Origin of the sequence: Kitasatospora sp. NPDC059327 (genome assembly GCF_042752535.1) — a bacterium.
In the GTDB taxonomy this organism is placed as follows: Bacteria; Actinomycetota; Actinomycetes; order Streptomycetales; family Streptomycetaceae; genus Kitasatospora.
In genome coordinates, this window is the sequence record NZ_JBHYYB010000011.1 from 125,317 (window position 1) to 150,851 (window position 25,535).

Sequence of the window (25,535 nt, forward strand, 5' to 3'; positions counted from 1 at the left end):
CCTCGGGCGGGGGGGGGGGCGGGGGCGCCGCGGTCGCGGTAGGCGCGGGGCCCGCACGTGGGGGGGGGCGGGGCAGCGAGACGCCCCGCCCCCACCCTCGTGTCCGTCCTCGCGCGCGGTCCCGGGGCTCAGCGCACCCGGGTGGAGAACAGCCGGGCCGAGCAGTACACGGAGGCCACCGTCATCAGGACGACCACCAGCAGTCCCTGCCAGACCACACTGTCCCCGGCGTGGCCGGAGAACAGCGCCCGCATGCCCTCCACCGCCCAGTAGAAGGGATTCCACTTGGCCGTGGTCTGCAGCCACACCGGTGCCAGCGCCAGGGGCAGCAGGACGCCGGACAGCAGCGCGATCGGCTGCGCGAGGGTGTTCACCACCGGGGCCATCGCCTCGTCGGCCGGCAGTACCAGGGCGATGCCGTAGGAGATCGCCGAGGTCATCAGGGCCAGCAGGCCGAGCAGCAGGTACGCCAGCAGCAGATCCAGCGGTGCGACCCGCAGCCCGAACGGCAGCGCGATCAGCGTGATCAGGACGGCCTGGACGAGCAGCGCCACCGTCTCGCGCAGCGCCCGGCCGAGCAGCAGGGCCAGCCGGCTGACCGGGGTCACCCGGGACCGCTCGATGATGCCGGCCTTCAGCTCGCCGAGCAGGCTGAAGCCGGTGTACAGCCCGCCGAAGATGCAGAGCACCGCCAACAGGCCCGGTACGTAGATCTGGTAGGTCTCGGCGTAGGTGGTCGCGCCCATCGGCACCAGCACCTGCTTGAGCAGTGGCGCGAACAGCAGCAGGTAGAAGACGGGCTGGATCAGCCCGACGGCGATCCAGATCGGGGTTCGCCACATGAGCAGCAGCTGTCGCTGGAAGACCAGCCAGGTGTCGCGGGCGAGCTTCATGGGGGCCTCTCGGGGATCAGTGCTCAGGACTGCTCGATGGAGCGGCCCGTCCGGGCCAGGAACACGTCGTCCAGGCTGGGCCGTTGCAGTTGGACGGTGCCGGGTACGACGCCGGCGCCGTCCAGGGCGCGCAGCAGCTGCGGGATCGCGGCCGCGCCGTCGTCGAGGTAGAGCCGCAGGCCGTCGTCGCCCTGGGTCTCCAGGCGGCGCAGGTACGGCTGGTCGCGCAGCGCCTTGGCGGCGGTTTCGGCCTCTCCGGCCGCGAGGCCGACCAGGACGACGTCGCCGGAGATCTCCCGCTTCAGGGCCTCGGGCGTGCCCTCGGCGACGATCCCGCCGTGGTCGACGATCGCCACCCGGTCGCAGAGCGCGTCGGCCTCCTCCAGGTAGTGCGTGGTCACCACGACGGTCAGGCCCTCGGCGCTCAGGCGCCGGATCTCGGCCCACACCTGTCCCCGGCTGGCCGGGTCGAGGCCGACCGTGGGCTCGTCGAGGAAGAGCACCTGGGGCGCGTGGATGACGCCCAGCGCGATGTCCAGCCGGCGGCGCTGGCCGCCCGAGTAGGTGCGGCACGCGCGGTCACCGAACTCGGTGAGCCCGAAGGCCTTCAGGGCCTCCTCGGCCAGCCGCTGGGCCGGTGCCTTGCGGGTGCCGTGCATCCGGGCCTGCATCACCAGCTCCTCGCGGGCGGTGACGGTGTCGGCGGTGCCGCCGCCCTGGGCGACGTAGCCGATGCGTCGGCGGACTCCGTCCGGGTCGGCGAGCAGGTCGGTGCCGGCGATCCGGGCCTCGCCGCCGTCCGGCCGGATGAGGGTGGCGAGCATGCGCAGGGTGGTCGTCTTGCCGGCGCCGTTGGGCCCGAGGAAGCCGAATATCTCACCGGCGGCCACGTCCAGATCGATGCCGCGGACGGCGTCGACGGCAGCCTGGCCGCGTTGTTTGGACGGATAGGACTTGCGAAGTCCCTTGGTCTCGATCAACCAGAACTCCCGTGCGGGGATGGATTGCCACGTCGACGACGTCCAGCGCAGACAGGGCTGGACGGTCCGTTCGGGGATGGTGGCCGGGGCACCTGGGAAGCGGTGCTTCGCGCCACCCTAGGGTCTGCGGCGCCCCGGATACAATGGCCTAGACCAATGGATTCGATCGTTCTGCCCCGGTTCCGACCAGGGCCTCCAGCCGGTCGGCCGCCGTCACGGCCCCGCCGCCGGCACGCAGCGCCGCACCCACCCGGACGGCGCTCTCCCGGTACGGCGGTGCGTCAAGGACCGTCCGCAGCGCGGTCGCCAGCCCGTCGGGCGTGACACGGGCGAACGGCACCCGCACCCCGGCGCCGGCCGCCGCGACCTGCGCCGCGACGAACGGCTGGTCGTGCCGGATGGGTGCCGTCACCAGCGGCAGCCCGTGCGCCAGCGCCTCGCCGACGGTGTTCATCCCGCCGTGGCACAGCACCGCGTCCAGCGCGCCGCGGGCCATCAGCTCCAGGACCGGGGCCCGGTCCACCGCCACCGCGTGGCCGGGCAGTTCGGGCAGCAGCGCGGCCGGCGCGGCGATCACCGGCTGGACGTCGTCCCCGCACAGCTCCAGCGCCCGGACGGCCCGGGCGTGGAAGTCCGCGCCGAGGTCCCCGGCCAGCGTGCCCATGGTGACCAGCACCCGCCGGCGGCCCGGCTCCAGCCGCTCCCAGGGGAAGTGCGGGTCGGCGGGCCGCTCGGCCAGGACCGGCCCGACCAGCGCGTAGTGCGCGGGGAAGTCCGTCGGGCCCGTCAGCGCGGGTCCGGTCGGCGCCAGGACGAGGGCGGGGGAGAAGCGCGGGTCGGTGTACTCCTCCTCGGGCAGACCGGCCCGCCGCCAGAGGCCGGTGAGCAGTTCGGTCATCCAGGCCTCGACCAACGGCAGCGCGCGGAACGGCCGCCTCAGCTCCATCGCTCCCGGCGCCAGGCTGGCCCACGGCAGGCCGTGCCGGTGCGCGACCAGCGCGCCCGCCGGGGTGTGCTGGTCGACCAGCAGCACGTCCGGCCGGAACTCCCGCACCGCCGTGTCCAGCGGCTTCGCGGTGAACCGCGCGTACGGGACGATGAACCCCTCCCAGAGCGACCGCAGGGCGGCCAGCCCGTGTCCGCCCTGCGCGCGGAACGCCCGGGTGCCGGTCCCCAGTACGACGGCCTCGGGCCCGAGCAGGGGCCGCAGCACCGACTCGGTACCGGTCCAGGCGACGTCGTGGCCACGGGCGGTCAGCTCACGGGCGATGCCCGTGAACGGGTTGACGTGTCCCGTCAACGGGGGGACCACCAGCAGGAATCGGCTCATCGGGAGGGCTCCTCGGCGGGCAGCAGCCGCTGCACCTCGGCGACGGTCAGGGCTTCCAGTCCGGCCAGGTCCAGTCCGGCGCGCAGGGCGGTGAGGTCGGCCGATGCCCCGAAGTACCCGCGCACCAGGGCAGCGAGGGTCGTCAGTTCGTACTCGTCCAGCATCAGATCGGCGTCCAGTCGGGCCTGCGGGGTGACCAGCGCGGTCCATTCGGGCGGCGCGCCGGCGGCCTCGGCCAGCAGTGCGACCAGCTCCGGACGGACCTGGGCAGCGGAAACGGGGGGTTCACGATCGGTCATGGGGGGCTCCACCTGCTCGACGGCACGGGGGCGGATGAGTCTGCGAAGAGGCCCGAGATCACTTGTGCGACCCGTCGGGCGTGGGAATACTAGCCCGCGTGACCGCACTGGAGGCAGTGGCCGTCCACCTCCCCCACCACACCGTGCCCATTGAGGCAGTGGGCGAGCGGATCGGCCTGACCCCACGTCAACTTCGACTCTTCCGCCGTTTCCACGGCCTGGACCAGCTGCGGCTGGACCCGGACGGGAAGCTGCCCGACCTGCTCGGCGCCGCCGTCGACGCCTTACCGGAGCTGCGCGGACGCGAACGGCACGTCCGCTTCGTGATCCACGCGCGCAGCATGCCGGTGGCGGTGCCCTATCCGCTCAACCCGCTGCACGATCTGCTCGGCCGCTACGGCCTCGGGCACGCCGCGGCCTTCACGGTGACCCACCACGCCTGCGCGGTGGGCCTGCTGGCCGTCGACCTGGCCGGCCGCCTGCTGGCCGGGCAGGGCGATCCGGACGCCCTGGCGCTGGTGCTGGCCGGGGAGAAGACCTTCACCAAGGACGCCCAGGTGGTGCCCGAGACCGGGATCTTCGCCGAGGGCGCGGCCGCCTGCCTGGTCCGGGCGACCGGTGAGCGCAACCGCGTGCTCTCCTACGCCGTCCGGCACCGCCCCGAGTTCGACGGCCGGCTGGCCGAGGACGCGGACCTGCTGGCGCGTTACCAGCGGGAGTACCCGGTGGTGATGATCGAGGCGATCGAGGCCGCACTCGACCAGGCTGGTCTGGACCTCTCGGACCTCGCCCTGGTGCTTCCGCACAACGTCAACCAGGCCTCTTGGCGCATGATCTGCCGGCGGATCGGCTTCCCGGTGGAGAAGGTGGTGCTGGACAACGTGCGCTCGGTGGGGCACAGTTTCGCTGCGGACAGCCTCATCAATCTCCACACCGCCACCACGCAGGGGCTGCTCCGCCGCGGCGACCGCTACCTGATCGCCGCCGCCGGTGTCGGGGCCACCTTCTCCGCCATGGCCGTCGAGCACTGACGCACCGTCGGTCCGGCGCGCACCGGGCGACGTACCGGCACGGCGAGGACGACCACACCTCCGGCCGGCCGCACCCACTCACCTCTCACGCACGACGGGACGGGACATCCATGCCAGAACCGGCGGTCCAGACCACTGACACCGAGCTCCGCGAGCGGGTCCTGCGGAGCATCGGCGAACTGCTGCCGCGCGTCCTCAAGCGCGACCTGCCCGAGATCCCGGAGAACGCCTGCCTCTTCGACGACCTCGGTCTCACCTCGGCCGGCACCATCGAGCTGATCCTGGAGGTCGAGGAGACGCTGGACATCCAGGTCGACGTCGAGCAGATCGGCGAGGACGACCTGCGCTCGGTGAGCAACCTGGCCGACTACGTCGCCGGGCACATCATTCCCGAGGACTGACCGGGTGGCCGCCGCTTCCGCGTCGCCGCCCGCCCTGGGCGTCACCCGGATCCTCGCCCGGTCCTTCGACGGCAGGTCGGAGACCTCGCTCGACCCGGACCTGCGGGTGTTCGTCACGGACCTGGTCCGGCCGTACGGCCTGCCGGTGCGGGAGGACCTCCTGACCGAGGGCGTCGGCCACTCCTACGCCGAGCTGGCCGAGGCTCTGCTGGGGGAGGCGCTGGCCGACGGTGTCCCGGTGGACCTGTTGATCCTGGCCTTCGACTCGCCGGACGTCCGTCCGGGCGCGCCCAGCTCGCTGGCGCTGAGCCGCTCCTGCCCCGGCGCGCCGCTGGCCTTCGCCCTCTGCGACCAGGGGTCGGCGGTGGCCTTCAGCGCGCTGCGGGTGGCCGCCGAGTACCAGCGCACCGGTGCCTGCCGGCGCGCGGTGGTGGTGCTGGCCGAGCAGACCGCGCTGCACTACCGGCCGGCGACGCCGGTGGAGCTGCCCGAGCGGCACGGCGTGGTCGTGCTGGTCCTCGACGAGACCGCCGGAGCGGAGTTGACGATCCGTCAAAGCTCCCTCGTGGCGGAGGGGACGGCGGCCACGGTGCTGAACGACGAGGTGCGTGCCCTGGCGCAGGACGCCGCCGTCCTGCTGGACGCCGGCCTGGCGGCCGGCCCCGATGGCGAGTCGGTGGTGGGCCGGGGGCGTGAGCCGGTGGTCGTCGCGCCCGCCGGGCAGCCGTTCACCGGCCTCTGGGCGGAGCTGGCCGGGCGGTTGCCCGATTGGCAGGCCCGTGGCCGACCGGTCCTGGCCGCCGGTCTCGATCGCAGGCTGGGAGTCCTGAGCACCCTGACGCTCCGGGTCGGGCCGTGACCGCGGGGTCGCCCGCCGACCCCGCCGACGCGTCCGACCCCGCGGGTCCCGACGGCGACGGCATCGACGGTGCCGACCCCGTCGACCTGTGGACCATTCCCACCGACCAGCCCGACGAGGTGGTCCGAGAACTGCGGCGTCTGCTGGACCCGGCCGAACTCGCCCGGGCCGCCGGCCGAGGCCCGGCCCGCGACCCCGCGGTCGGGCGGCGCTTCGTCGTGGTGCACGGTGTCGTCCGGCTGCTGGTGGCCGAGCGCCTCGGCCTGCCCGCCGCCGAACTCGTCTGGCGCCACGGGCCGCACGGCAAACCCGAGCCGGCGCAGGGGCGCGGTCGGATCGGCGTCAGCTACTCCGGGTCCGGCGCCCTGGCCGTCCTGGCCCTGACCGGTGGGCGGCCGGTCGGTGTCGACGTCGAGGAGATCCGGGACGCCCGGGTGGCCGGCCGGGTCGCCGCGCGCTACTTCCCGGGCGCCGAGGCCGAGTTCCTCGCGGGCTCGGGGAGCCCGGAGGTGCTGGCCGAGCGCTTCACCACGCTCTGGTGCCGCCGTGAGGCCTGCGTCAAGGCCTACGGCGGGCGGTTGGTGCAGGGCTTCGGGCTGCCGTTGGCCGGTCCCGCGCCGTTGCGCCTGGCCGACCCGGGCACGCTCGGTGACGGCCCCTGCCTGTTCGACGACGTGCCGGTGCCCGGACCGTTCCGGGCCGCGGTGGCGGTGCCGGGCGACCGGCCGTTCCGGCTCCGCCGGCATCGATGGAATGCCTTGTCCGAGGCCACTCAGGCGTGCTGGCAAGGGAATTGACGCTCTGTCGGCGGTCCCGGATATTTGGTCTGTACCACTGCTCCGGGCCGCTGGTAGCGTCCCGAACCGCACTCCGCTGATATTCCCCCGGCCGGCCGAAGGGCGCGTACGACGTGACAGAGAGCATCCGGCGGATCATCGTCCGGTACAGCGGCGCGAGCAGCGGCTTCGGGCCGCTGACCCTCGGCCAGGACAACATGATCCGCTGCATCCGGCGCGACAGACCCGAGCAGATCAACAAGGAGTCCGTCTGGCCGGTCCCCGACGGGGTGACCGTGCCGGCCGCGCTCGACGCCCTCCGCCGGCTCGTCGAGCGGCACGACTCGCTACGGACGGTCTTCCCGGCCGGTCCGGGCCCGGAGAGCTTCCCCAAGCGCCAGCTGGTGTGCGGCGAGGGCGAGTTCACCGTCACCGTACGCGCGCCGGCCGGCCGGTCGACCGAGGGCTCCGAGGGCTCCGAGAGTGTCGAGGGCCTGGAGGGCTCGGAGGGCGTGGACGCCTTCGAGGGCTTCGCCGAAAGCGGGATCGACGCGCTGGCCGACGAGGTGGGCCGGGCCGATGTCGCCGTCCCGTTCGACCTGGCGGCCGGCCCCCGGCTCCGGTTCACCCTGCTGGTCGAGGCCGACCGGGTGCTCCGACTGATCGTGGTCGTCTGCCACGCCGGCGCGGACGGCGCCGCGACGACCCTGCTCATCCGGGACTGGCTCGCCCTCGCCGCCGGGAAGGAGCTCCCGCCCGTCACCGCCCGGACCCCGCTGGAGGTGGCGGCGGTCGAGCAGAGCGACCAGGGCCGCCGCAAGGCCGCCGCCGCGCTGCGGCACTGGCGCAAGGTCCTGTCCGCCGCCCCGCAGGCCGTCTTCGCCGACTCCCGGATCACCGGCCCGCCGGACGGCGTCGCCGCCGTCGTGCTGCGCTCGCGGACGGCGGCCGCCGACCTGGCCGCCACCTCCCGGCGCACCGGCGCGAGCCCCTCCGTCGTCCTGCTCGCCGTCTTCGCGGCCCTGGTGGCCCGGCGGGCGGACCGGACGGACCTGGTGATGTCGGCGCTCTCCGCCAACCGGCAGCGCGCCGTGATGGCCGACCACATCGGCACCCTCGCCCAGGACGCCCTGCTCGCCCTGGACACCGACACGGACGACCTCGACGAGCTGATCGGCCGCGCCAAGGCGGCCTCGCTCGCGGGGTACTGGCACAGCACCCTCCCGGCGGGCGAGGTCTGGGCGCTGATCGAGGACATCGCCCATCTGCGCGGTTCCCGCTTCCCCCGCCAGGTCGTGGTCAACGACCTCAGTCTGACCATCCCGGAGGCGATGTCCGAGGCCCGTCCGGCCCCGACCAGCGACCCCGAGCTGACCTGGCTGCCCGACCAGCCGGTCGCGGTCCGGGTGATGCTCAACATCCTGCGGATCTCCGGCAGTCTGGAGTTCGCGCTGGTCGCCTGCCCGCAGGTGCTCGACCGGGAGGAGACCGGCCGGTTCGCGCTGGCCGTGCCCGCCGTGCTCGAAGCGGCCGCGCGCGGTCCGGTCCCGCTCGCCGACCTCCCCGCGCTGACCGGGCTGGGCGGCGCCGTCCGGGCCGGTGCGTGGCAGCGGATCGAGGGCTCCTGGGTCGACCTGGACGCCGTCCGGGCGCTGGTCGCGGACGCCCTCGGTTCCGCCACCCGGGTCGAGTTCGCCGACGGCCGCCTGGTCGCCCGGATCGCCTCCGCCGAACCCGAGTTGACGCCCTCGCTCGCCCACCGCAGGGTGATCGGCGCCTTGCCGGGCCGGGACACCGCGATGGCCCCGCAGCACTACGTCGTCCACGCCGCCGCCGATCCGGCGCTGCCGCCGCACTGGGGGGAACTGGCGGTCGTGGCCGAGGGCAGCGGCCGGTGCCCGGAGGTCGCCGGCCGCCTCGCCCCGCTGGGCTGACCGCCCGGCTCGGCCGCGTCGCCCCGCTGGGCCGGCCGCGTCGGCGCCCGATGGCAGCCGCGGGCCGCACGACTCACCCGAACGGGGTGGTGTGTCCGCCGCACGGTTCACCCCTGCGCGCCGTCCCAGGAGCAGAGCGACGTCGCACCCGAGGTCAGCCCCCAGGGGCTGGGTACGCCGTCGGGTTCCCCCGGCTCGCCCTGCCGCGGCAACCGGTCGATCACCGCCACCAGGGCCGGGGGCAGTTGCGGTGCCAGTCCCCGGTGGCAGCGCGAGAGGATGTCCCGCCGGACGTCGTCCGGCAGCAGGGGCCGGTCCGCCCGCAGGGGGGACCGGCCCACCGGCCGGGGGCCCGGCGGGCCCCCGGCGGCGGCGAGCTGGTCCGACCACGCCCGCCAGTAGTCGGCGTCGTCGGTCTCGCCGAACCGGAGGTGGTACAGGTGCAGGCAGTACGCCGCCGTGCCGCTGCCGGACCCGGCCGCGAAGCGCCACCAGAACTCGGCGCCCTCCTCGTGGCCGGTGGCGTAGAGCAGCGCGGCGAACACCTCCGCCCCCTCCGGCTGGATCCGCCGCGCGTTGACCAGCAGGTCCAGGCCCTGGGAGGCGTTCGGGGCGCCCAGCACGAGGGCGACCACCAGCCCCAGCTCGAAGGCGGCCTGCTCGTGCTCGGACGGAAGATGCGCGGGGGCCGCCGTCAGCCTGGCCTGGCGAAGTGCGGCGATCCGTTCGGCGTGCGCCCGTTCGGGCCGGGGAATCCGCGGCGCCGCGGCCGCCCCGCCGCCGGCCGGCGGCTCGGTGCCAGGCGGCGTGGGTGCACCGCCGGGCACCTCGGCCCCGTGCCAGGGGGTCACTGCTCGCCTCCCCGGTCCGGCAGTTCGCGCACACCGAGCCGCTTGGCCAGCCGCTCCCGGGCGTGCCGGAGGTTGGAGTGGACGGTGGCGACCGGCCGGCCCAGATAGGCGCCGATCACCTTGACGTGCAGCCCGAGCAGGTACCGCAGCACGATCACGTCCCGCTGCCGGTCCGGGAGTTCGAGGATCGCCGCGTACAGCCGGACGCCGTCCGCCTCGCTGTGCAGGAGCCCGTTGGCGACATCCTTGAACGCCCCGATGACCGCCGCGAAGGTGACGGCCTCCACCTCGACCTGTTCCTCGGCGGCCACCCAGTCGGCGACGTGCCGGTTCGCCAGCCGCCACGCGTACGCGGCCGGTTCCTCGAAGCGCAGGACCTGGGCCCAGTGCCGGGCGAGGTCCTCCTTCATCGCCTCGACGACCAGCGTCACGTCCGCCCGGTTGCCGATCCGGGTCAGCGCGAGGGCCCGCCAGGCCGGCTCGTGGGTTTCGCAGAACGCCGAATAGGCCAGCTCCAGCCGGATGTTGGCGTTCTCCGGGCCGTCGTATCCGGCGTCCCCGGGGTCGTCGCGGCCGGCGCCCGGCCGGTCCGCCCGGCCGCCGTCGGTCCCGGTGCCCATCGGCGCCGGCCCTCCCCGGTGCCCGAGCGTACGGACACCCCTGTCGATGGTCATCGAACCTGCCTTCCGCGGCCGCCGACCGATCGCCGGCCGCCTGAGGGTGCGGACTCCGTGCCCGCCGACCTCATTTCATCAGGTCCGTCACGCCTGGTCGCAGAATGAATACCGACTGTCATCTCGTCCGGTCGGCCGATCATCGGACCTGTCGAACTCGGCCGGTGCCGGCGGTGGTTGGCCGGCGGGTAGCGTGGGCAGCAATCGGTGAGTCCGCCGGCGGGGGAGAGCGATGAGCCTTTACGACGGGGTCGACCTGCGACTGAACGTGCCGCACTCGGCCCGGATGTACGACTACTACCTCGGCGGCTTCACCAACTTCGCCGCCGATCGCGAGGCGGCCGGGCAGGCGCTCGCCGTCCTTCCCTGGGTGCGCTCCGCGGCGCGCGCCAACCGGGCCTTCATGCACCGTTCGACCCGGTCCCTCGCCGAGGCCGGTCTGGAGCAGTTCCTGGACATCGGCACCGGCATCCCCACCTCGCCCAATCTGCACGAGGTCGCGCAACAGGTGAATCCGCGCGCCCGGGTGGTCTACGTCGACAACGACCCGATCGTGCTCTCGCACGCCCAGGCCCTGCTCACCGGGGCGCGGGAGGGCCGCACGGCCTACATCGAGGCCGACCTCGCCGACCCGGTCGCCCTGCTCACCGCGCCCGGCCTGCGCGACACCATCGACCTCTCCCGCCCGGTCGCCCTCTCCCTCAACGCCGTCCTGCACTTCATCCCGGACGGTCCCGACGGTCCCGATGCCCTTGGCGGTCCCGAAGCACCCGAGGGCCGGGGGATCCCCGGTCCCGACCGCGCCCACGCGATCGTCGAGTGCCTGAAGGCCGCCCTCGCGCCCGGCAGCGCCCTGGTGGTCTCCCACCTCACGGCCGACTTCGCGCCGGCGGAGGTCGCCCGCGTGAGCGGCATCTACCGTGCCGCCGGCACGCCCCTCCAGGCCCGTTCCCGCCGTGAACTCGCCCGCTTCCTCACCGGCTGGACCGCCCTCGACCCCGGCCTCGTCCCCGTCCACCGATGGCGCCCGGCCGACGCCGCTGACACCGCCGTCACCGACACCGAGGCCTCCGGCTACGCGGCCGTGGCCGTCAAGCCCTAGCTGTTCTGACTCGTGAGGTGCGCGCCGGCCCCCGGCGTGCGCGTAACCGGGCGCGCCCGGCCCCGACCCGTGCGTACCCGGCCCCCGGCGTGCGCGTAACCGGGCGCGCCCGGCCCCGACCCGTGCGCGCCCGGCTCCCCGGCCGTGGGTCCGCTTCCGTGCGCGCGGGCCCGCGCGGGCCCAGACTGGTCGTGGAGCCTGCCCCGAGGAGAGTCATGCTGCTCGGACTCACCACCGCCCTGGTCGCGACCGTCTGCTTCGGCTTCGGCTCGGTCTTCCAGGCCCGCGGTGCGCGGTCGGCGCCCCGCGCGGACCGGGTGCGGGTCGGCCTGCTGGCCGCCCTGGTGCGCTCCTGGCAGTTCCTGTTGGGGACGGCGCTGGACATCGGCGGTTTCGTGCTGAGCGTCGTCGCGCTGCGCAGCCTGCCGCTCTTCCTGGTCCAGGCGGTCACCAACGCGGGCCTCGCGGTGACGGCGCTCGCCGCGGTCTGGCTGCTCGGCGCCCGGCTGCGGCGCGGCGACGCGGCCGCGATCGTCGCGGTGGTGGTCGGACTCACCCTGCTGGCTCTCGGCTCCGGCCGTGAGGGCCGTGAGTACGCCCCGGCGGCCTTCCACTGGGCGCTGCTCGGCACCACCGTCCTGATGCTGCTGCTCACCCTGCTGCTGGCCCGCCGGGACGGCAACGCCGCGGCGGGCGGCCTCGGTCTGCTGGCCGGGGTCGGCTTCGGCGTGACCAGCCTGGCCGTGCGCGTCCTCGACGTCGGCGGGGCGGCCGAGGTCCTCACCGACCCGGCGGCGTACGCGCTCGCCCTCGGCGGTCTCGGCGGCTACCTCGCGTACGCGCTCGCGCTGCAGCGCGGCACGGTCACGGCCGCGACGGCGGCCGGGACGGTGACCGAGACCTTCGGCCCGGCGCTGGTCGGGGTGGTCGCCCTGGGAGACGCGGCGCGCCCGGGCTACGCCTGGTGCGCGCTGGCCGGCTTCGCGGTGGCGGTCGGCGGCACCTTCGTGCTCTCCCGGTTCGGGGAGGTGGAGGCCGAGGTGGGGCCGTCGGCGGCGGGGGCGCGGGGGCGGGCCGAGGCGGCCGCGTTGCCACCCCGGTAGCCCGGGCGGCGCCCTCGTGCGAAGGTGACTTGCCGGACAAAACGGACGGCCGGGTGGGCGAGGAACGGGAGTAGCCATGGCGGACGAAGGCCCTCACCGGTCCCGGCGGGCCGACCGGCCCGGCGGCCCCGCGGCCGGGCCGCCGGTGGCACTGATCACCGGCGCCTCCTCCGGCATCGGCGCGGCCACCGCGCTGCGCCTCGCGCCGGCCGGCTGGCAGCTGCTGCTCTCCGGCACCGACCGCACCCGGCTCGACGGGATCGCCGCCCGCACCGGAGGCCGGGCCCTGCCCGAGGACCTCGCCAAGCCGGACGGGCCGCAACGCCTCGCCGAGGCGGCGCTGGCCGCCGCCGGCCGGGTCGACGTCCTGATCGCCGGTGCCGGCCTCGGCTGGCGCGGGCCCTTCGCCCAGACCCCCACCGACACCCTGGACCGGATGATCGAGGTCAACCTGGCCGCTCCGCTGCGGCTGGTCCGCCTGCTGCTCCCCGGCATGCTGGAGCGCCGGCGCGGCCGGATCGTCCTGCTCGGCTCGATGGCCGGACAGGTGGGTGTCCGCGACGAGGCGGCCTACGCGGCCACCAAGGCCGGGCTGGCGATGTTCGCCGAGAGCCTCCGGTACGAGCTGCGCGGCACCGGAGTCGGCGTCGGGATCGTCCTGCCCGGTCCGGTGGACACCCCCTTCTTCGCCCGCCGCGGCACGCCCTACCAGCGGGAACGCCCCCGACCGGTGGCCCCGGAACGGGTCGTCGAGGCCGTCATCGGGACGATCACCACCTCCCGTGACCGGCCCTTCGTCCCGCGCTGGCTCGGCCTGGCCGCGCGCGTCCACGGCGCCGCGCCGGGAGTGTTCCGGCGTATGGCGTCCCGGTTCGGCTGACCGGGGCGGGCACCGATGGACCGGGCGCGCACGGCCCGCCGGGCGGCCCTCGTCGCGGCGGGCGCCGAGCTGTGCCACCTCGCCCCGGCCGCGGTACGGCTGCCGCCGGTCCGCCGGACGCTCGCCCGCCGGACGGCCGGGTACGGCGACGTCCCCCGTCACGTGGCCCTGACCTTCGACGACGGCCCGGACCGGCGCAGCACCCCGTACGTTCTGGACGCCCTGGACGGGCTCGGTGTCCGGGCCACCTTCTTCCTGCTCGGCACGATGCTGGAGCGGGCCCCGGAGCTGGGCCGCGAGCTGGTGGCCCGCGGCCACGAGGTCGCCGTGCACGGTTGGTACCACCGGACCCAGTGGTACCCGGCCCCCGTCCGTGACCTGCGCGAACTGCGCCGCGCCACCGAGGCGGTCACCGAGTTCTGCGGGGCCCGTCCGCTCTGGTACCGCCCGCCCTACGGGGTCCTGGCGGCCGGCCCGGCGCTCGCCGCCCACCGCCTCGGCCTGCGGACCGTGCTCTGGACGGCCTGGGGCCGGGACTGGACGGACGACGCCACCGCCGCCTCCGTCCACGCCACCGCCCGCCCGGGCCTCGTCGGCGGTGCCACCCTCCTGCTGCACGACTCCGACTGCACCTCCGCCCCCGACTCCTGGCGTGCCACCCTCGCCGCCCTCCCGCTCATCGCCGGCCACTGCCGTTCCCGTGGCCTGGCCCTCGGCCCCCTGCGCGACCACGGCGTGCCCGGCCGCCCGGGGTGACCGGCCGGGTTCGACAGGACGGCTCGCCGCCGCCGCGACGAAGTCGGGCGGACCATCGACCGGCTCGACGACCTCCGAGCGGTCGCCACGCGACAGACCGGCTCTCCCTCTCGACGCAACGCGGATCGACGGGTTCGTCGCACTCGACGCGCCACGTCGGGTCCAGGCCCGAGCCGCCGAGGCGGACCGGTGTCCCGGCCGGCGTGACGCGGTGCTCTGCGTGCCGGCCGGGAAACGTGAACCCCGTCGTCCCCGCCTCCGCTCCGGCTGTGTCGCGTGACACGCGGCCCCCCTTCGTTCAGCGGCGACACCAGGGCACGGCCCCGACCGGCCCGCACGGCCCGTCGGGCGGGCCCTAGCCCAATCCGACCCGGGCCAGCGCGGCCGCGAACTCCGTCCGCCAGGCCTCCGGGGAGGCGCCGACGGAGGGTGGCGGCGCCGGGCGGTCCAGTGCGGCGAGCGCGGTGCGGACCACGTCGGCCGGGCGGGCGGAGGTGACGTCGGCGTGGCCCAGCTCCAGTTCGTGCTGGAGGTTGTCCCGGCCGTGGCCCTGGACGACGTCCAGCAGGAGCAGCCGGCGGCCGAGCGCCCGGGCCTCGCCGCAGGTGTCGCCCGAGCTGGTCACCACCAGGTCGGCGGCGGCCATCAGCGCGGGGATCCGCTCGGTGTAGCCGAACGGGTGCAGGCGCGGGCGGCGCCCTGCGGCGTGGCGCAGCCGGCGTTCCAGCTCGCGGTTGTGCCCGGCCACCGCCAGCACGTGCGGTCCGGCGTCGGCCAGATCGGCCGCCGTGCGGGCGAGCGGGCCGAGCCCCCAGGAGCCGGACATCAGCAGGACGCACGGGGCGTCCGGCGGCACACCGAAGTCGCCCCGGGCCGCCGCGCGGGCGGGCGGGTGGTAGAACGGCTCCCGCAGCGGCGCCGGCAGCACGGCGATCGCGGCGTCCGGCCGGTAGCGCCGCACCGCGCACGCCGCGACCTCGGAGGTGACCAGGAAGAGGTCGGTGCCCTCCTGTACCCAGAGCCGGTGCGGTGTGACGTCGGTGCAGAGCACCAGGTGCCGGAACGCGGGCCCGCCGGTCCGCCGGGGCAGCCGGTTCACCGCCGAGGTCGCGGTGGCGAACACCGACACCACCAGCTCGGGCCGCTGCCGGGTGACCAGCTCCCGCAGGGCCGGGACCAGCCGGGTCCGCGCCGCCGCGTCGGCGAGCAGGGCGGGGCGGCTTCCGGGCCGCAGCGCCGCGAAGTGGAAGGCGTCGTAGACACCGGGCAGGTCGAGCAGCCGGCGGAAGACCGCCTCGCCCGCCGCGCCCGCGCGCTGCCCGAGCAGCGCCATCGCGTCCACGGTGGCCGTGGTCCAGCCGCGGGCCCGCAGCGAGTCGGCGCAGGCCTGGGCCATCACGTCGTGGCCCTGTCCGAGCGAGCCGGAGACCAGGAGGGCGTGCGGCACCGGGGGCGCCGCCTCAGGAGGCGCCGGCGGTGGGGCCGCCCGCGTCGCGGTACCACCGCGCGTACTCGCGCAGGCCGTCCGCGAAGGCGGTCTGCGGCGACCAACCGAGCAGCCGCTTCGCCTGTGCGGCCGAGATGCGGCGCCCGGCGTAGTCGGCGGTCCGGGCCTCGATGTGCGAGATGGTGACCGGGCCGAGCAAGTCGTCGACGGTGTCGGCGATGTCCCGGACGGAGATGGCGGTGGAACCCTCCAACGCGAAGGTCTGGTCCTCGGCGGCGGGGGAGAGCGCGCGCACGTGCGCGTCCGCGAGGTCCTCGACGTAGACGAAGTTGCGGCTCTGGCGGCCGTCGCCCGCGATGGTGATCGGCCGTCCGGCCAGGGCGGCCTGCACGAACCGGGCGACCACCAGCTCGTCCCGCATCCGCGGCCCGTACGGGATGCCGTAGCGCAGGATGGTGAAGTGCTGCCCGTACAGCTCCCGGTAGCTGTGCACCAGCATCTCGGCGGCCAGCTTGGTGGCGACGTACAGGTGCCCGCTGTGCTCCAGCTCGATGGGCACGTGCTCGTCCAGCTCCTGCTCGCCGCTGTCCAGCTGGTCGTCGGTGAGGGCGGCGCCGTAGACCCAGACGGTGCTGGCCAGCACGGTACGGCTGAGCCCGCTGCGCCGGGCCGCCTCCAGGACGCTCTCGGTGCCGTCGATGTTGATCCGCACGGCCCGGACGGGGTCGGCCGCGACGTGTTCGACATCGGCCATGGCGGCGAGGTGGAAGACCACCTCGCAGCCGTCCAGGGCGGCGGTGAGGGCGGGCAGGTCGAGGATGTCGATGCCGGCGTGCTCGGCGTCGGCGTTGAGGTACTTGTCGGTGGTGTCCACCGCGAGCACCTCGTGGCCGGCCGCGAGCAGCCGGTCCACCACGTGTGAGCCGATGAATCCGCATCCCCCGGTGACGGCTACGCGCACGTTCTCTCTCCTTGTCCGGCCTTCTCCCCTGCCGTCCGGGCCGGGCGGGCCGACCGGTCGGTGGGGACTCTCTGGGCGGTGCTGGTGTCCGGGGTGCCGCGACCGTGCCGGTCGCCCCGGGTGGTCCCGGCCGGCCGGGTGGCCGGCTTGGGCCCGGACGTACCGGTCCTGCCGGTCGTCCTGGTCCTGCCGGTCGTCCGGCTCATCCCGGTCATCCGGCAAGTCGGCGGTGGACGGCGGAGACCGCCTCGATCACCTGGTCGGTCTCGTCCTCGGTCATGTCGGAGTGCACCGGCAGGCAGATCTGCCGGGCGCAGAGGTCCTCGGCCACCGGCAGCGGCCCGCGCCGGTACGGGGCCAGCACCGGCTGGAGGTGCAGCGGCAGGTCGTACACCTCGCCGGAGAGCCGCACCTCGTACTCCTCGGCCACCGCCCGCTTGAACGCGGCGCGGTCGACGCCCGCCGGCAGCAGGGCGACGTACTTGTAGTAGTTGCTGCGGGCGCCGACCGGCTCGACCGTGGGCCGCAGGCCGTCGAGCCCGGCGAGCGCGGTGTCGTACCGCTGGGCCACCCGGCGCCGGGTCTCCACGAACTCCTTGAGCCGGCGCAGGTGCACCGCGCCGACGACGGCGTTCAGCTCGCTCAGCCGCCAGGAGGCGCCGAAGCGGATGTGGTGGTTGGTGGTGAACGAGCCCTTGCCCTGGTCCCGGTGGATCCGCGCCTCGTCGCGCAGCTCGGGCGACTCGGTGAGGATCATGCCGCCCTCGCCGCTGGTGGTGACCTTGGTCGGGTAGAACGAGAAGGCGCCGGCCAGGCCGAACGACCCGGCCGCCCGCCCGCCGTAGCTGCTGCCGTGCGCGTGGGCGGCGTCCTCGACCAGCGGGATGCCCCGGCGGTCGCAGATCGCGCGCAGGTCGTCCACCTCGGGGGTGATCAGGCCGCCGATGTGCACCAGCACCACGGCGGCGGTCTCCGGGGTGAGGGCGGCCTCCAGGGTCTCGGGGGAGAGCGCGAAGGTCGCCGGGTCCACGTCGGCGATGACGGGGCGACCGCCCGCGTGCACCACGGCGGCGGCGGTCGCGTAGAAGGTCACCGCGGGGAGGACCACGTCACGGTCACGGACGTCGACGGTGCGCAGGATGATCTCCAGCGCGGCCGTGCCGCTGGCGACGGCGACGGCGTGCGAGGCACCGTGCTCGGCCGCGAAGGCCTGCTCGAACCGCTCGGTCCACGGGCCGAGGGTCAGCGCACCGGTGGCGAGGATCTCCGTCACCGCGTCGGCGACGGCCGAACGGTCGCTCTCGTCGAACACGATACGAGCGGCTGGAACGCCCATGTGGCCACCTCCGGCAGCGGGATGAACAGATCATCGAACAGGTCGATTCCGGTTGGACCGGACAAAACGGTCGGGCCAGGCACATCACGCTACTTCGCCCGCCCGCTCCCGGCCCGTCGTCACCGACCGCCCGGGTGACCGGGCGGTCACCGGTCCCGGCCGCTCGCCGTCCGGGCGCCGTTCCCGCCTCGCGCCCGGGCGCGGCCAACCCGGGGCGCGGCCGGGGGCCGGGCCGGTCGGGGAGGGTCGGGAGGCCCGGCAACTGCTCCGCGCAGCAGAGCGCGCGTACGCCGATCGGGTGGCGCGCTACTGCGCACGGACTACGCGAAGTGCCTGCACAGCGATGACGACGCGGTGGCCCCCGGCGATCGAGGATGGCCATGCTCCGGGCGCTCCGGGCCGTGCCGCGGCCCGGAGCCCCGGCCCGTACCCGTGAACGTCATTCCGAGGAGTCTGCTCTTCCGTGGCCACATTCCTGTACCGCCTGGGCCGATGGGCCTTCCTCCGGCGCCGCTTGGTGACCTTGCTCTGGGTCGCCCTGCTGGCGACCGCCGGAGTCCTGGCCGCCAAGGCGCCGACGGCACCCGACGACGGCTTCGCCATGCCGGGCACGGAAGCACAGCAGGCCTTCGACCTGATGGACGAGCGCTTCCCCGGCAGTACCGCCGAGGGGGCCTCGGCCCGCCTGGTCTTCGTCGCACCCTCCGGGCAGACGATCAGCGCCGGCCCCAACCAGCAGGCCGTGGAGCGGACGGTCGCCGAGATCGCCCACGGTGAGCAGGTCACCGGCGCGGTCAGCCCGTTCCAGGCGGGCGCCGTCTCCAAGGACGGCTCGACCGCGTACGCCACGGTCAGCTACGACGCGAAGCCCGGCTCGCTGAGCACGGCCGCCACGGACGCGCTCCGGCAGGCGGCGCAGCACGGGCGGGACGCCGGTCTCACGGTCGAGATCGGGGGCTCCGCCCTGATGGGCGGCGCGGAGGCCGGTGGCACGTCGGAGGCCATCGGCATGGCGATCTCCGCCGTCGTCCTGGTGATCACCTTCGGCTCGCTGGCCGCCGCCGGGCTGCCGCTGCTCACGGCGCTGGTCGGCGTCGGCCTCGGCATCGCGGCCATCACCGCGCTCGGCAGCACCCTCGGCCTCTCCACCACGACCAGCACGCTCGCGATGATGCTCGGCCTCGCGGTCGGCATCGACTACGCCGTCTTCATCGTGTCCCGCTACCGCGCCGAGCTCCTGGAGGGCCACGAGCCGAAGGAGGCCGCGGGCCGGGCCGTCGGCACGGCCGGCTCCGCGGTGGTGTTCGCCGGGCTCACCGTCGTGATCGCCCTGGCCGGGCTCTCCGTGGTGGGGATCCCGATCCTCGCCAAGATGGGCATGGCGGCCGCCGGTACGGTCGTGATCGCGGTCCTGGTCGCCCTCACCCTCGTCCCGGCCCTGCTCGGATTCCTCGGGGGGCGGGTGCTGCCGCGTCGCGCCCGGCGGGCCGCCGCCCGCCGGTTCCGGTCCCGCCGGTCGCCGGCCGGTCCGGTCGCCGTCGAGGGCACCGCCCGCCCCGGGAGCCCCGCCGTGCCGGCCGCCGTCCCCGCCGAACCCGCCGGGGAGCGGCCGGCCAACGGCGGCACCCGCTGGGCCCGACTGGTGCTGCGCCGCCCGGTGGCGGTGCTGCTGGCCGGCGTCGTCGGCCTCGGCATCTTCGCCCTGCCCGCCCTCGACCTGCGGCTCGGTCTGCCGGGCGAGGAGTCCCAGCCGACCTCCACCACCCAGCGGCGCGCCTACGACCACCTGTCCGAGGGCTTCGGCCCCGGCTTCAACGGGCCGCTGACCGTCCTGGTGGACGCCAGGGGAGCGGCCGACCCGAAGGCCGCCGTCGAGCGGGTCGGCAAGGAGGTGGCCGGCCTGCCGGGTGTGGTGTCGGTGTCACCGGCGGTGTTCAACAAGGCCGGTGACACGGCCCTGATCAACGCGGTGCCGTCCACCGGGCCGAGCGCCGCCGAGACCCAGCGGCTCGTCCACGCCATCCGGGACGGCTCGGCGGGTCTGAAGTCCGCCACCGGCGCCACCGTCCTGGTGAGCGGCGCCACCGCGATGAACATCGACGTCTCGCAGAAGCTCAGCGACGCGCTGGTGCCCTACCTCGCCGTCGTCGTCGGCCTGGCGGTCGTCCTCCTGCTGGTGGTCTTCCGCTCCGTCCTGGTGCCGCTCAAGGCGGCGCTCGGCTTCCTGCTCTCGGTGGCCGCCGCCCTCGGCGCCGTGGTCGCGGTCTTCCAATGGGGCTGGCTCGCCGACCTGATCGGGGTGGAGCAGACCGGCCCGGTGATGAGCGTGATGCCGATCTTCATGGTCGGGGTGGTCTTCGGCCTGGCGATGGACTACGAGGTCTTCCTGGTCACCCGGATACGCGAGGCCTACGTTCACGGGGAGGAGCCGGGCGAGGCCGTGGTCACCGGTTTCCGGCACAACGCCCGGGTCGTCACGGCCGCCGCGTTCATCATGATCAGCGTCTTCGCGGGCTTCATCGGCATGGCCGAGCCGATGGTCAAGATGATGGGGCTCGGCCTCGCCGCGGCCGTCGCCTTCGACGCCTTCGTGGTCCGGATGGCCATCATCCCGGCCGCCCTGGCGCTGCTGGGCCGCCGGGCGTGGTGGCTGCCGCGCCCGCTGGACCGGATCCTGCCCGACATCGACGTCGAGGGCGCCCGGCTGCAGACTCCCGCGCCGGAGCCGGAGCCGGCCAGGCACTTCGTGGGCGTCTGATTCGTTCCTCCTGGTCGGGGCCACCGGTGTCCGCACCGGCGGCCCCGACCCGCCCGTCCCCGCCACCCGGCGGGGGCGGCGACCGCACAGGGCAGAACCCCGGCCGGGGGCGCCGCCACCGCACCCCGGATCCGGAGAGCACGAGATGACCGACAGCTGGCTGCGGCGCCGAGCCCGCCGCCACCCCCGTCTGGTGGACGCGGCGGGCGGGCTCACCCTGCTCCTGCTGACCGCCGTCGGCACCACGCTCGACGGGGCCGGCCACTACGGCCGCCCCGAGCCCGCGCGACTGGCCCTGGCCGCCGTCTCCAGCGCCGCGCTGTTCGCCCACCGGCGCTACCCGCGCACGGTGGCCGCGGTGACGCTCGGCTGCGGGGTGCTGCTCGAACTGATCGCGGTCAAGCCCACGCCGGCCCTGGTCCTGCCGCTCCTGGTCGCGCTCTACCTCCTCGCGGTGCGCACCGACCGGCTCACCGCCCGCCTCGCCACCGCCGTCTCGGCGGTCGCGCTCACCGCCACCGCCCTGGTCGTCGACTCCCACGCGCCGCTGGCGGAGAGGATCGGCGTCGCGACCTGGGTCGTCCTGCCCGGTGCGGTCGGCGACTCGATCCGCAACCGGCGGGCCCATCTGGCGGCGATCGAGGAACGCGCCGAACGGGCCGAACGCACCCGTGAGGAGGAGGCCCGCCGCCGGGTCGCCGACGAGCGGATCCGGATCGCCCGCGACCTGCACGACGTCGTCGCCCACCACATCGCCCTGGCCAACGCCCAGGCCGGCATCGCGGTCCACCTGATGGACACCCACCCCGCCGAGGCCCGCGAGATGCTCAGCCACCTCACCGACGCCACCGGCTCCGCCCTGCAGGAGCTCAAGGCCACGGTCGGGCTGCTGCGCCGCGCCGACGACCCCGAGGCGCCGCTGGAGCCGGCACCCGGGCTCGGGCAGCTGCCCGACCTGATCAACTCCTTCGAACGCGCCGGACTGCCGGTGCGGCTCGCCGTCGAGGGCGAGCCGCGGCCGCTCTCCCCGGGCGTGGATCTCACGGCCTACCGCATCGTCCAGGAATCCCTGACCAACGTGGCCAAGCACGCCCGCGGCGCCGGAGCCGACATCACGCTCGCGTACTCCGGCAGCCGGGTCGCGGTCACCGTCGCGAACGCCACCCCGGCCCGGTCCGGGCCGGGGTCGAGCAGGCCCCGCCTCGTACCGCCCGCGACCGGTGCCGCCGGGTACGGGCTCATCGGCATGCGCGAGCGCGCCGGTGCCGTCGGCGGCCGGCTCTCGGCCGACCCCTGTCCCGGCGGGGGCTTCCTGGTCTCCGCCGAACTACCCCTGCGCACCGCCGCCCGAGACGACAAGGACCACGCATGACCATTCGGGTACTGCTCGCCGACGACCAGGCGCTGCTGCGCGGCGCCTTCCGGGTGCTCATCGACGCGGCCGAGGACATGGAGGTGGTGGGGGAGGCGGCCGACGGCCGCGAGGCGGTGGAGCTCGCCCGCGCCACCCGGCCCGATGTCGTGCTGATGGACATCCGGATGCCCGGTGTGGACGGGCTCTCCGCGACGGCCACGATCTGCGCCGACGAGGAGCTCACCGGCACCCGGGTGCTCATCCTCACCACCTTCGAGATCGACGAGTACGTGGCCCAGGCCCTGCGGGCGGGCGCGGGCGGCTTTCTGGGCAAGGGCGCCGACCCGAAGGAACTGCTCGCCGCCCTGCGCACGGTGGCCGCCGGGGACGCCCTGCTCTCGCCCGCGGCCACCCGCGCGGTGATCGACCAGTTCCTCGCCCAGCCCGGTCCGGCGGGTGCCGGGGCGGGCGACCCCGAGCGGCTCTCGGCGCTCACCGCCCGCGAGCGCGAGGTGATGGCGATGGCCGCCACCGGTCTGACCAACGAGGAGATCGCCGAGCGGATGTTCGTCAGCCCGTTCACCATACGGACTCATGTCCATCGGGCGATGTCCAAGCTCGACGCCCGCGACCGGGCCCAACTGGTGGCCATCGCCTATCAGTCGGGGCTGGTCCCGGCGGCTCGCCCACCGCGCTGAGCCCACCCGCGCTGAGCCCACTCCCGCTGAGCCCACCCTGCGGGGCGCACCCCGCGGGGCGACCCGCCCTCGCACTCCGCGTCGGACCGGGGACGGCCGGTGCCCGGTGCCGGGCCGACCGGGTGGCGGTGGGGCCGGGGCTGCCAGGCCGGGGCTGACGGGGCACCACCGCAGCTGCGGCCGAGGGGTGTTGGTCCCGCGCCGGTCGCGTACTGTGCGGACCCCGGCAGCCCCGCCGTTCCACCGGCACCGTTACCATGCGCACCAAGGCCCGCCACCAGGGCGGCCGGAGCTGCTGCTGTCCCGGGTGCGCGGGGAGCGGAAGGGGCGAGGATGTCAGGCATGGGGTGGATGTCGGGTGATCGGCAGGACGGGCGCTGGCCGGGGGTGGACCTCCGGATGGATGTCCCGCACTCGGCCCGGGTCTACGACTACCTCATCGGTGGCAAGACCAACTTCGAGGCGGACCGGACGGCGGCCCACGCCTCCGTGAAGGCCTGGCCGGCCCTCCCGATCTCGATGCGCACCACCCGCACCTTCATGCAGCGCGTGGTCCGCCACCTCGCCGAGGAGCACAAGGTCCGCCAGTTCCTGGACATCGGCACCGGGATCCCGACCTCGCCCAACGTGCACGAGATCGCGCAGGGCATCGCGCCGGAGGCGCGCGTCGCCTACGTCGACAACGACCCGATCGTGCTGACCCACGCCCGCGCCCTGATGTCGAGCACGGAGGAGGGCCGGACCTCCTACATCGACGCCGACTTCCGCGACGTCGACTCGATCATGGGTGCCCCGCAGCTGCGCGAGGTGCTGGACCTCTCGCAGCCGGTGGCGCTCTCCCTGATCGCGATCGTGCACTTCGTCCTCGACCAGGACGATCCGCAGGGCATCGTGCGCCGGTTCATGGACCAGCTGGCGCCGGGGAGCTTCCTGGCCCTGACGGTCTTCACGGGGGACACCGACCCGGTGGGCGTGGGCGGCGTGGGCCGCGAGTACAACGCGCGCGGAATTCCCCTGCAGATCCGGGACAAGGCGGAGACGCTCGCCTTCTTCGACGGCTACGAGCTGCTCGACCCGGGGGTGACCCTCGTGCACCACTGGCGGCCGGACGCGGATGCCGCGCCGGTGCGCGACCAGGACATCGCGATGTACGGCGGTGTCGCCGTCAAGCGCGGCTGAGCCGCCCGACATCGCGGCGGTGGGGACACGGGGTGCCCCGTCCCCACCGCCGAGCCGTCAGGAGTAGCGGGACGACCTGGTCCGGTGCCGTCTCACCCGTGGTCGACGGGCACGTCCCGCCAGGGCCCCTGGTCGGACCCCGACCCCGACCCCGACCCGGAGCCGTAGCCGTCGGCAAAGGCTCCAACACCGCCACTGTTCCTCCGCGAGATCTCCTCGCGTCAGGAAGCCCGATCGTCCACCTCTCAAGGTGCGCTGTCGATACCGGGCCGGGGCCCGAGGAGCGGGTCGGGCGGCCTGTCGAGGGCAGTGGAGGCTGCCCGATAGGGCAGCGTGCTCCGGTGGCTCCGGGCCTTCCGAACACCTCGGTTGACACCGCAAGTTGGTCTAGTCCACGGTAGGGGAACGCCGGCTCGGCGAGGCGGGGTAGCCCTTGGTGGGAGCCCCTGCCGCGGTCTTCAACTACCTTTCCCTCATCGCGAGTTATGGGTAGCTCCGGTGTGTGGTCCACCGGTGGCCGGTCGCGCTCTCGGTATCCCCCGATCGACCTGGCGGCGCGCGTGGCGTCGCCGGTCGGGCCGGAGCCGGGGTCCGTGCCGGAGCCGGGGTCCGTGCCGGAGTGGAGGTCCGCGTCACCGGAGTCGGGGTCCGCCGTCGACGCCGGCGGGCCTGTTCCGGGTCGAGCGCCCCGGGGGAGCGGCCGATCGACTCGGCCGCAGTGGAATTCGATTCTTGGAGTGACTGGAAACGGGATGCCGGTCGGCGAAGCGCCGATGCCTGACCTCTCGACCGTCCCGCCGCCGTGCGCGCCGGTCGGTCGGGCCGGGACCAGGCACCGACTCCCTTGGACAGTGCGACATTTGATGACCGAACGGAGAGCTGGCATGCGCAGAATCTGTCGGGCCCTGCCCGCCAACCGGGCCTGCGCCGAGACGATTTCGGCGATCGGCACGGAGGCGGCGTCGGCCGCCGGGCGCTTCGAGAGGCGCAGCCGGTGATCCTGGACTTCGCCGACGCGTCGACGTTCGCGACGCACGCGCCTTCCGTCGACGACTCACCCGCGGTGGCGGGCGCGGTCGTGCAGGGTCCCGATCAGGCCCGGGTCGACGGCGAGGGCTGCGCGCAGCCGATCGCCGTCCGCGCGGCCGCCACCGCTGTCGAAGGGGTCGAGTAGATGACCGAGGACATCAGCTTCCGGCTGCTGGCCGACGCCGACTGGGACGCCGTCGTGGCGCTGGAGTTCGACGCCTACGCGGCGGACGACCTGTCCGAGGGACGGGAGGCGCTGCAGGCCAGGGGGCGGTCCTCACCCGGTACCTGCTTCGTGCTGGAGCACGGGGGGAAGGTCCGCGGCTACCTGCTGAGCCTGCCCTACCCGCTCTACCGCTGCCCGGGCCTGGGACAGGTGGAGGAGGCCGACTTCGACTCGCGGAACCTGCACGTCCACGACTTCGTGATCGCCGAGGACCTGCGCGGCAAGGACGTGGCGCTGCGGTTCATCCGCCACATCCGGGAGCAGGCGGAGCGGCAGGGGTTCGAACGGATCTCGATGGTGGCCGTCCGGCGCAGCGACATCCTGCTCGCCATCCTGGGCTACCGCACCCACCGTGAGGTCCCGGTCCCGGCGGGCTACGGCAAGCGTGCGGTGTACATGTCCATGGAGATCTAGCCGCGCCGTCGAACTCCCGCCCGAGGGCGGATGCCGGGGCACACCCGGTCGGGGCGTGCCGGCCGCAGTGGACTCCGGTGGCCGGGGGCGCGTGGGGGCGCCTTCGGCCACCGGTGCGAAAGGAGTGGCCGCCGGGGCGGCCCGACTGCCCGGGGCGCGGACCGCGGACCTCGCGCCGGGCCGCGTCGTGCCGCTCGGGAGGCGGTGCTCTCCGGGAAGCCGCCGCGTCGGATTCCGGTTTCGGCCGGCTCCGGACGGGCAGGC

General features: G+C 74.8%; 25 protein-coding genes and 1 pseudogene. 17 read left to right on the forward strand and 9 right to left on the reverse strand.

Features of this window, described 5'->3' with window-relative positions:
* Window positions 1-128: 128 nt before the first annotated feature.
* The 4 genes from ACFXHB_RS09910 to ACFXHB_RS09925 all read right to left on the reverse strand — a co-directional run bounded on the left by ACFXHB_RS09910 (window position 129) and on the right by ACFXHB_RS09925 (window position 3,502).
* Window positions 129-893, reverse strand: a complete 765-nt coding sequence (locus ACFXHB_RS09910; RefSeq protein WP_380573393.1) for an ABC transporter permease — start codon at window positions 891-893, stop codon at window positions 129-131.
* Window positions 894-916: 23 nt separating this feature from the next.
* Window positions 917-1,873, reverse strand: coding sequence for an ATP-binding cassette domain-containing protein (locus tag ACFXHB_RS09915; protein WP_380573394.1), 957 nt, complete (start codon window positions 1,871-1,873; stop codon window positions 917-919).
* 148 nt (window positions 1,874-2,021) lie between these two features.
* The gene (locus tag ACFXHB_RS09920) at window positions 2,022-3,203 is read right to left on the reverse strand and encodes a glycosyltransferase (protein ID WP_380573396.1); all 1,182 of its coding nucleotides are present in this window, start codon (window positions 3,201-3,203) and stop codon (window positions 2,022-2,024) included.
* Window positions 3,200-3,502 (reverse strand): hypothetical protein, encoded by a 303-nt coding sequence (locus tag ACFXHB_RS09925; RefSeq protein WP_380573397.1) that lies wholly within the window; start codon window positions 3,500-3,502, stop codon window positions 3,200-3,202. Before ACFXHB_RS09925 ends, ACFXHB_RS09920 begins: the two co-directional genes overlap by 4 nt.
* 98 nt (window positions 3,503-3,600) lie before the next feature.
* On the opposite strand from ACFXHB_RS09925, the gene ACFXHB_RS09930 reads away from it, so the two are divergent.
* The 5 genes from ACFXHB_RS09930 to ACFXHB_RS09950 all read left to right on the forward strand — a co-directional run bounded on the left by ACFXHB_RS09930 (window position 3,601) and on the right by ACFXHB_RS09950 (window position 8,503).
* Window positions 3,601-4,533, forward strand: coding sequence for a 3-oxoacyl-[acyl-carrier-protein] synthase III C-terminal domain-containing protein (locus ACFXHB_RS09930; protein ID WP_380573398.1), 933 nt, complete (start codon window positions 3,601-3,603; stop codon window positions 4,531-4,533).
* A 110-nt stretch (window positions 4,534-4,643) separates the two neighbouring features.
* Window positions 4,644-4,934 (forward strand): acyl carrier protein, encoded by a 291-nt coding sequence (locus ACFXHB_RS09935; protein WP_380573400.1) that lies wholly within the window; start codon window positions 4,644-4,646, stop codon window positions 4,932-4,934.
* A 4-nt stretch (window positions 4,935-4,938) separates the two neighbouring features.
* Complete coding sequence (locus ACFXHB_RS09940) at window positions 4,939-5,793, forward strand: hypothetical protein (protein ID WP_380573402.1); 855 nt, start codon at window positions 4,939-4,941, stop codon at window positions 5,791-5,793.
* Window positions 5,790-6,590, forward strand: a complete 801-nt coding sequence (locus ACFXHB_RS09945; protein ID WP_380573403.1) for a 4'-phosphopantetheinyl transferase family protein — start codon at window positions 5,790-5,792, stop codon at window positions 6,588-6,590. The genes ACFXHB_RS09940 and ACFXHB_RS09945 overlap by 4 nt, the downstream gene beginning before the upstream one ends.
* Window positions 6,591-6,703: 113 nt before the next feature.
* Entirely contained in the window at window positions 6,704-8,503 is a 1,800-nt protein-coding gene (locus tag ACFXHB_RS09950) for a condensation domain-containing protein (protein WP_380573405.1), read from the forward strand.
* Window positions 8,504-8,610: 107 nt separating this feature from the next.
* Here ACFXHB_RS09950 and ACFXHB_RS09955 read toward each other — a convergent pair whose 3' ends face one another.
* Together ACFXHB_RS09955 and ACFXHB_RS09960 are read right to left on the reverse strand one after the other, a co-directional pair.
* Entirely contained in the window at window positions 8,611-9,354 is a 744-nt protein-coding gene (locus ACFXHB_RS09955) for a hypothetical protein (protein ID WP_380573406.1), read from the reverse strand.
* On the reverse strand, window positions 9,351-9,974 hold the full coding sequence (locus tag ACFXHB_RS09960) for an RNA polymerase sigma factor (protein WP_380573407.1): 624 nt from the start codon (window positions 9,972-9,974) through the stop codon (window positions 9,351-9,353). The genes ACFXHB_RS09955 and ACFXHB_RS09960 overlap by 4 nt, the downstream gene beginning before the upstream one ends.
* 286 nt (window positions 9,975-10,260) lie before the next feature.
* Between ACFXHB_RS09960 and ACFXHB_RS09965 the strand changes: the two genes are divergently transcribed.
* The 5 genes and pseudogenes from ACFXHB_RS09965 to ACFXHB_RS09985 form a co-directional block, all read left to right on the forward strand.
* A complete protein-coding gene (locus ACFXHB_RS09965; RefSeq protein ID WP_380573408.1) occupies window positions 10,261-11,130 on the forward strand; it encodes an SAM-dependent methyltransferase in 870 nt (289 codons plus the stop codon).
* A gap of 215 nt (window positions 11,131-11,345) precedes the next feature.
* A complete protein-coding gene (locus tag ACFXHB_RS09970; protein WP_380573409.1) occupies window positions 11,346-12,233 on the forward strand; it encodes a hypothetical protein in 888 nt (295 codons plus the stop codon).
* A gap of 76 nt (window positions 12,234-12,309) precedes the next feature.
* Window positions 12,310-13,113 (forward strand): SDR family NAD(P)-dependent oxidoreductase, encoded by an 804-nt coding sequence (locus tag ACFXHB_RS09975; RefSeq protein ID WP_380573410.1) that lies wholly within the window; start codon window positions 12,310-12,312, stop codon window positions 13,111-13,113.
* A gap of 15 nt (window positions 13,114-13,128) precedes the next feature.
* Window positions 13,129-13,869, forward strand: coding sequence for a polysaccharide deacetylase family protein (locus ACFXHB_RS09980; RefSeq protein WP_380573412.1), 741 nt, complete (start codon window positions 13,129-13,131; stop codon window positions 13,867-13,869).
* A pseudogene (locus ACFXHB_RS09985) lies at window positions 13,870-13,962 on the forward strand (IS5/IS1182 family transposase); the annotation flags it as partial. It lies immediately after the preceding gene.
* A gap of 262 nt (window positions 13,963-14,224) precedes the next feature.
* Here the strand turns inward: ACFXHB_RS09985 and ACFXHB_RS09990 are convergent.
* The 3 genes from ACFXHB_RS09990 to ACFXHB_RS10000 form a co-directional block, all read right to left on the reverse strand.
* The gene (locus ACFXHB_RS09990; RefSeq protein ID WP_380573414.1) at window positions 14,225-15,316 is read right to left on the reverse strand and encodes a hypothetical protein; all 1,092 of its coding nucleotides are present in this window, start codon (window positions 15,314-15,316) and stop codon (window positions 14,225-14,227) included.
* A gap of 13 nt (window positions 15,317-15,329) precedes the next feature.
* Entirely contained in the window at window positions 15,330-16,277 is a 948-nt protein-coding gene (locus ACFXHB_RS09995; protein ID WP_380573415.1) for an NAD-dependent epimerase/dehydratase family protein, read from the reverse strand.
* 211 nt (window positions 16,278-16,488) lie between these two features.
* Window positions 16,489-17,613 (reverse strand): DegT/DnrJ/EryC1/StrS family aminotransferase, encoded by a 1,125-nt coding sequence (locus ACFXHB_RS10000; protein ID WP_380573416.1) that lies wholly within the window; start codon window positions 17,611-17,613, stop codon window positions 16,489-16,491.
* 463 nt (window positions 17,614-18,076) lie between these two features.
* Between ACFXHB_RS10000 and ACFXHB_RS10005 the strand changes: the two genes are divergently transcribed.
* The 7 genes from ACFXHB_RS10005 (at window position 18,077) to ACFXHB_RS10035 (ending at window position 25,271) form a co-directional block, all read left to right on the forward strand.
* On the forward strand, window positions 18,077-20,371 hold the full coding sequence (locus ACFXHB_RS10005) for an MMPL family transporter (protein WP_380573417.1): 2,295 nt from the start codon (window positions 18,077-18,079) through the stop codon (window positions 20,369-20,371).
* A 145-nt stretch (window positions 20,372-20,516) separates the two neighbouring features.
* Window positions 20,517-21,743, forward strand: a complete 1,227-nt coding sequence (locus ACFXHB_RS10010; RefSeq protein WP_380573418.1) for a sensor histidine kinase — start codon at window positions 20,517-20,519, stop codon at window positions 21,741-21,743.
* Complete coding sequence (locus ACFXHB_RS10015; protein ID WP_380573419.1) at window positions 21,740-22,423, forward strand: response regulator; 684 nt, start codon at window positions 21,740-21,742, stop codon at window positions 22,421-22,423. Before ACFXHB_RS10010 ends, ACFXHB_RS10015 begins: the two co-directional genes overlap by 4 nt.
* Window positions 22,424-22,756: 333 nt before the next feature.
* The gene (locus tag ACFXHB_RS10020; protein WP_380573420.1) at window positions 22,757-23,602 is read left to right on the forward strand and encodes an SAM-dependent methyltransferase; all 846 of its coding nucleotides are present in this window, start codon (window positions 22,757-22,759) and stop codon (window positions 23,600-23,602) included.
* A gap of 884 nt (window positions 23,603-24,486) precedes the next feature.
* The gene (locus ACFXHB_RS10025) at window positions 24,487-24,600 is read left to right on the forward strand and encodes a DUF6271 family protein (RefSeq protein WP_380573421.1); all 114 of its coding nucleotides are present in this window, start codon (window positions 24,487-24,489) and stop codon (window positions 24,598-24,600) included.
* Window positions 24,597-24,776, forward strand: coding sequence for a hypothetical protein (locus tag ACFXHB_RS10030; RefSeq protein ID WP_380573422.1), 180 nt, complete (start codon window positions 24,597-24,599; stop codon window positions 24,774-24,776). The genes ACFXHB_RS10025 and ACFXHB_RS10030 overlap by 4 nt, the downstream gene beginning before the upstream one ends.
* Window positions 24,777-25,271: a GNAT family N-acetyltransferase gene (locus tag ACFXHB_RS10035; RefSeq protein ID WP_380573423.1), complete on the forward strand. Its 495-nt coding sequence runs from the start codon at window positions 24,777-24,779 to the stop codon at window positions 25,269-25,271.
* Window positions 25,272-25,535: the final 264 nt, after the last annotated feature.